We start from the raw sequence: 5,777 nt of genomic DNA, 5'->3' as shown, positions 1-5,777 counted from the left end.
GGAGAAGGAAAAATATACTTCCGTGATTGTTACCCATGATTTTAACCAGATTGATCACTTCTTCACGAAGGTGATGATTTTAAAGAATGGACGGATTGCTGCAACGGAATCCGTAGAAGAGATTCACCGGCAGGGAAAAACGATTGAAGAGTTTTATAGAGAAAAGCTTGAAAAGGAGGCCTAAAAATGATTAGCATAATTCAATTAAAGCAGGTGTTACGAAACAGAAGATTTGTCTTATTTACGATTCTTCTTCCACTGGCATGGTATATGTTCTTATACAATATTCAGGCGGATATGCTGCCGAATATTATGCTGGGGATTGCCGTGTTTATCGGTATCATCGGAAACAGTCTGGCAACCTTTAGCAAAAGAATTTCCTCCGACATCGGTTTTTATTCCTTTGAATCCCGATTCTCCAACTACAGCATAAAAAATTATCTTTTGAGCCAATGCTTAGTACAAATCGTGTTAAATACCTTGATTTTTGTTGTGGTTTTAGGCGTTGCGACAGTATTTGCCAAATTCCCGATTAACGGAAAGCTGGGCATTCAGTTTTTCTTATTGACTGTCATGGGCATTTACTTCAGCATAATCGGCTTTGTACTTGGTGTGAGATTGGATGCCAAACTCATTGATACAGTGGGATTTCCGGTCATTATTCTGGCAGCTTTGACCATTATGCCCTTCGCAAGCTTCGGAGCGGAAAGTGGATTTATTTCCCTTGTTGCCAAAGTACAAAGGATTTTCCCGGGCTATTATTACACGAATATGATGAATGCGATTTTGTCCGGAAATGGAATTCAGCTAAAGGATATGCTGTTCTTTATAACGAGCTTTGTACTGAATATCATTCCTTTGTACTTCCTTGTTCTCAAAGTAAAATTCAGTAAGGCAAAATAAGAGCATTTATGCCAAGAAAGAGTTTCTATGCCAAGAAAGAGATTTTATGCAAAGGAAAGCGGAGTCCTATGAAAATCCTTCGTTCTTATGGAGCATCTCCGTTACTTCGTTTGCAAAATATACGGCATATTTCAGCTTTATTGCCGTTTCTTCTATCCGCCATGCCTGAAGACTTTTCTTGTGGTTCGGTGCAGCGAAGAAATACTGATTGTTACAATCTGCAAAATAAATGCGAGACTCGTTACTGTAAAAGGAAAGCGTGTGGCGGGAAGTCATGCTGTTAAACCATTCGATGACAGTGGGAGTTAGGAACTTTCTTGCAGATTGTTCGTCCGTACAATAAATGTTGTAGTGTTCGTTATGCCGTATATCTTCAACGTCAATTTTCTTGCCGTTTTGCATGGTGTGGGGATAATACCCTTGGGTTTCAAAGAAAAGGGTATGCTCTGTCGGAACAATTCGCAATTCTCCTTTGAGAGAGAACGTGTTCTTTATGGAGTAGACTTGTCCGAGAAAGTGGGTAACATCATAGTAACCTTTATTTCCTTTTTCGACGTTATAGGCATATAAATCCACTGTTTGGAGATTTCTTTCATCATTAAGCTCCAGTATTCCGGATTGGATATAGTATTGTGATTTAGGAACCACTTCTTTTACTTGATTCGGAGCAATGTCATGCTCCATATCGATTTCCGATGAAGGATAAAGGGCTTGCAGTATCGGAGCCAGAATGTCACTTTCATAAAGCTTGCGGAGCTTAGCTTTTTGCTTTGCTTCCCAACCGGGACCAATCAAGCTATACAGTAGGACACTGAGAATATGAAGTGCCAGAAAAAAGATACCCAGTCTGACGAGGAGCATCATAATCTTATCCAGTAAAATACTGTGGGAAAGGGTACCTTCATCGGTAAGGAGCATTAAACCGCCACCGCCAAGAAAGCAAAGGAACAAAAGAAGCATGTTTCGAACAAAATAATTTTGTACTCTTTCCTTCCAAGTGATGATATTCCGTATGGCTTTCCAGCTGTGTTGAAACCGTGCAGTATTCTGAAGTTCATTTATTTTCTTTAGTTCTTCCTGGCTTAAACCCATTTTCGATCTCCTTTCTTTCCACTCGTATCATAAATGCTTTAAATAAAGAGTCCTTCTTTTTTTACCATTACTTTTATTGTAATGGTAAAAAATAAATTATTATAGAGATTTTTAAGTATAACACAGGAGAGTTCTATTCGTGATATAATAAATTATCTTTTTCTGGAATTTTGATTCGATTAGATTGGGAAGTGGAGGAAAAACTATGGAATTTATCATTGCAGAAGAGGGCGTTCCGATAAACCTTGGCTCTGACGGGGGAAGTATCGCCTATTTTGGTAGTGAAATAGACTTCCAATATGAAACGGAAGCGCCTCACAGAGACGGAATTTTTTCCGCAAAGCTTCCGCTACTGGAAAGGTCACTTCCCTTTTGGATTTATGGGCGGAATCTCCTGTTTTTAGATGCCTATTATTTGCTGGCGGAGACAGTGGAGAGAGGCAGTTGGAACCCTATTTGCAGTATGCTGATTAATATTCATTACGGACAATATGCTTCTTTGGGACAGTGGTATAACACTGTGAGTATAGAGGAAAAGGGAGTTCGCTTACACAATGAGTTTGACGGCAGCAGCTTTTTCCTGGAAAATCCGAAAGAATTGCAGTGGAAAGACATGTAAGAGAAGTTTTTTAAAGTAATTCCAATGAACTTGCACTATATTCTTTATATAAGATGGTCTTCATTTATCAGAAGAATACCGGAACCTTCCTTTGCAATATCCAGCATACGTCGTGTAAAGCCGCTTTTACTGAACACGCCATAGATAATCTCATATCCCGAAAAAGCCTTTCGAATTTCTGCGGAACAATCCACTTTTTCTTTTAATGCGAAGTACACCGGTGCATCGACCGGTTTTGCATGGTATTTGCACTCGCCGGTAAATACCCGTTTGTTTTGATGATCTACGGATACTACATCAATTTCTGTATCACTATCAAAATCATTTAACCAGTAAGAGCCGATACGAGATGGTAAAAAAGGAAATGCCTTATTGTTGCACAGCTTCACAAAAATGGACTTACAGATATCCTCATAAGCAAATGCTACAAATTTTTCCCTAAAATCCTTGTGTATTTCATCCAGCACAATCTGTATATTGTCCAATTCCAGTTCGCCTTTATAGGGATAAACATAACGGAACCAGAAACGGATGAAATTATCCGCAATAAAATATAGACCCTTGCGGGATTTTTCCGGATTTTTTTCAGTAATCGGCGTTCTCTTTTCTATAAATCCCAAATCCAAAAGTGTAGATAGATATGGTGTCAGAGAAGAGCTTTCTTGACCAAGTATGCCGGCAATCTTGCCTAGTTTATGATTGCCGTCCGCAATCGCCTTAATGATGGAAAAGTAGTTTACCGCTGTCATGGACTCGCTTTTTAGCAAGAAATTAGGTTCCTCATATAAGAAACCATTTTTAGATAAAACAGTATCCTTGATTTGTTCTTCCAAAGGACGTCCATCTTCAAAAAACTCGAGATATTTCGGGATGCCGCCTGTTACAGCATACTGTTCTACGGCATGGTCAAAGGGCATCTTCTGTACAGCATAGATATCCGTGAATGGCAGTGGAGCTAAGCGTATTTGCGCTGTCCTACGGCCGTACAAAGGACTGTCATAGGACAGGGCGTGTTTCTGCATCATACCGATGAAAGAACCGGACAGAATCAGCATCACATTACTGTCTTTTAAAATTTCATCCCAAGCATTTTGTAAAATAGAGGGAAAAGCCGAATTGGTCTTTACAAGATATGGAAATTCATCAATGACAAACACCTTCTTCTCTTCGGGCTTATAGTCAGCAATCACTTGGAACAAATCCAACCAGTCCGTAAATGTTGTTTTTTGCAGTAATGTATTTTTTGTTGTACGAGCCATAACGCCTGCCAATCGCTTCATGCTTTGGCTTTCCAATTCTTCTGTGGCAAGAAAATAGAATGCAGTTTTCTCCTTCAGAAATTCTTTAATAAGCGTTGTCTTTCCAACTCTACGGCGACCATAGATAACCACAAAGCTGCTGTTACGATTATATTCCTCTTCCAGTTTACTAAGCTCGTTTTTTCTGCCTATAAATTTCATACATTGATCCTCTTTATTATAAACTAATTTATGATAATCTTATTTATACTATACAATTGAAAAATAGAAAGTCAATATTCTTTATTAAGCTGACCATTTGGTTTACGGTAGAAAAAATGGGGAGAAAGCTTAAGTTATTTTTTGTCTTGCTCATTAATCCTTCTTCTTACAGAGTCAAAGACTTCAGAATATAGTATAATTACCATCAGTTGTTAAGAATAAGCAGAAGTGTTTTTGTGTTGAATATTCAGGATAAAATCGAATATTCATGATAAAGAAAGCAGGAGTAGAAATGAATCTCATTCAGAAGATAAAGCGGATAGAACAGTATGTTTTAGAAAATTTTGAAGAACTGGATTTGGATGATCCGATGGAAGAGGGATATTGGGAGGAGTATCAAGAGATTCCCGGAGCTTCGCAGAAAGAGATAGAGGCTTTCGAGAAGAAGTTCTCCATCAAGCTACCAAAAGACTTTAAGGAGCTTTACAGCTATAAAAATGGAAGCAATTATTTCAGCATCTTACCTTCTACAATCCATGATGTGGAAATGTCATTTTCCCTAATGAGTTTAGAGCAGATGGAGAAAACAAAGCAATATTTTCAGAACAGAGATGCTCTTCTGACAGAATTTCCGGACTTTTTCACCGAAGAAGAAATAGAGAAAATGCGGGATAGCAGGATCAAGCCCTACCTTTTTCATAAGCAATGGATTCCCTTTGCGGAGTATTGTGACAGCTGCTTTTTAATGCTGGATTTTGACCCGGATAAAGAGGGAAAAGAGGGACAGATTCTTTGCTATATCCATGATCCGGATGAGGTGATTTATGCCGCGGCAGGACTTTCGGAGATCGTGGATGATATTTTACTGACCATAGACTGAGGGGAATCCGGATTTTGATTACAGGGAAGCAGTAATGATAACGGGAATATTGTCCCGGAGAGGGAAGACTATGGAAGCAATAAAACTACCTAAGAAGTACCGAGACATTTGCGAGGAAATCAAAAATGGCTCCTATGAAAGTTTGTCGAAGCTGGAAGCTTTTGAAAAGAAGTTTCCGCACCAAAATCTTGCGTTAAGGGCCGGGGTGGAGTTTTTTGACCGAAAGTATGAAGAAGCGGTAAGCCATACTCTTCTTTTAATGCCTTTTTGGGATGAGTGGTATTACTCCAATGTGGCCAACGAATATATGATGGCTATGTGCTTTGCGGCAAAGAAAATCGGACGGGAAGCGGAAGTCATTCAGGCTCTTCAAGAAGAACAAAGTCGCTTAATGGAAGCAGAGGAAGAGAAATGCCTTAAAGGCTCTTGCCAACGATATAATTATTGCGCGATTCTCCTGAACTATATGCAGCGGGATATTTTACCGGAATCAAGAAGCAAGAATTATCAGCCGCCAAAAGTACCAAAAACGGCTTCAGAATTGATAGCAGAAGGAAAGCTGAATCCCGAAAAAGACTTTGATAAGATGAAGCTTCTGAATTTACTTTTTATGAAGGGAAGTCCGGAGGATACAGTGGACTATTATGAAAGGATCAAGGACTTAAATCTTGGGGAACTGTATTACGAGCAAGCTAGTATTTGTTATCGGTATCTCGGACAGAAAGAAAAGGTATTGGAAGTGATAGAGCGCTGGGCAAAAAGCAAGCTTTGGGATGTAGCCAGTCCTACGCAGATTCGCCCCATGAGCTTCTTTATGTATCCC

6 protein-coding genes and 1 pseudogene are annotated in these 5,777 nt (G+C 39.3%); 5 read left to right on the top strand and 2 right to left on the bottom strand.

Going from position 1 to position 5,777, the window contains the following annotated elements; all coding sequences use genetic code 11:
- Both RYL27_RS10445 and RYL27_RS10440 read left to right on the top strand, forming a co-directional pair.
- Positions 1-184, top strand: a pseudogene (locus RYL27_RS10445) (ABC transporter ATP-binding protein); the annotation flags it as partial.
- Between the two features lie 2 nt (positions 185-186).
- The gene (locus tag RYL27_RS10440; RefSeq protein WP_314967083.1) at positions 187-903 is read left to right on the top strand and encodes an ABC transporter permease; all 717 of its coding nucleotides are present in this window, start codon (positions 187-189) and stop codon (positions 901-903) included.
- A gap of 66 nt (positions 904-969) precedes the next feature.
- On the opposite strand, the gene RYL27_RS10435 is transcribed toward RYL27_RS10440, so the two are convergent.
- A complete protein-coding gene (locus RYL27_RS10435; RefSeq protein WP_304070927.1) occupies positions 970-1,995 on the bottom strand; it encodes a DUF3137 domain-containing protein in 1,026 nt (341 codons plus the stop codon).
- Between the two features lie 205 nt (positions 1,996-2,200).
- Between RYL27_RS10435 and RYL27_RS10430 the strand changes: the two genes are divergently transcribed.
- A complete protein-coding gene (locus RYL27_RS10430; RefSeq protein WP_304070924.1) occupies positions 2,201-2,614 on the top strand; it encodes a hypothetical protein in 414 nt (137 codons plus the stop codon).
- A 44-nt stretch (positions 2,615-2,658) separates the two neighbouring features.
- On the opposite strand, the gene RYL27_RS10425 is transcribed toward RYL27_RS10430, so the two are convergent.
- Positions 2,659-4,074 (bottom strand): ATP-binding protein, encoded by a 1,416-nt coding sequence (locus RYL27_RS10425; RefSeq protein WP_314967079.1) that lies wholly within the window; start codon positions 4,072-4,074, stop codon positions 2,659-2,661.
- A 292-nt stretch (positions 4,075-4,366) separates the two neighbouring features.
- Here RYL27_RS10425 and RYL27_RS10420 point away from each other — a divergent pair, with 292 nt between their 5' ends.
- Both RYL27_RS10420 and RYL27_RS10415 read left to right on the top strand, forming a co-directional pair.
- The gene (locus RYL27_RS10420; protein ID WP_314967077.1) at positions 4,367-4,954 is read left to right on the top strand and encodes an SMI1/KNR4 family protein; all 588 of its coding nucleotides are present in this window, start codon (positions 4,367-4,369) and stop codon (positions 4,952-4,954) included.
- 70 nt (positions 4,955-5,024) lie between these two features.
- Positions 5,025-5,777, top strand: a 753-nt coding sequence (locus RYL27_RS10415; protein WP_314967075.1) for a hypothetical protein, incomplete at its 3' end; no start/stop codon positions are given.

Source organism: Oribacterium sinus, from assembly GCF_963537195.1.
Classification (GTDB): Bacteria; Bacillota; Clostridia; order Lachnospirales; family Lachnospiraceae; genus Oribacterium; species Oribacterium sinus_A.
The sequence above is the reverse complement of the archived record's forward strand: the minus strand, read 5'-3'. Positions and strand labels throughout refer to the sequence as shown.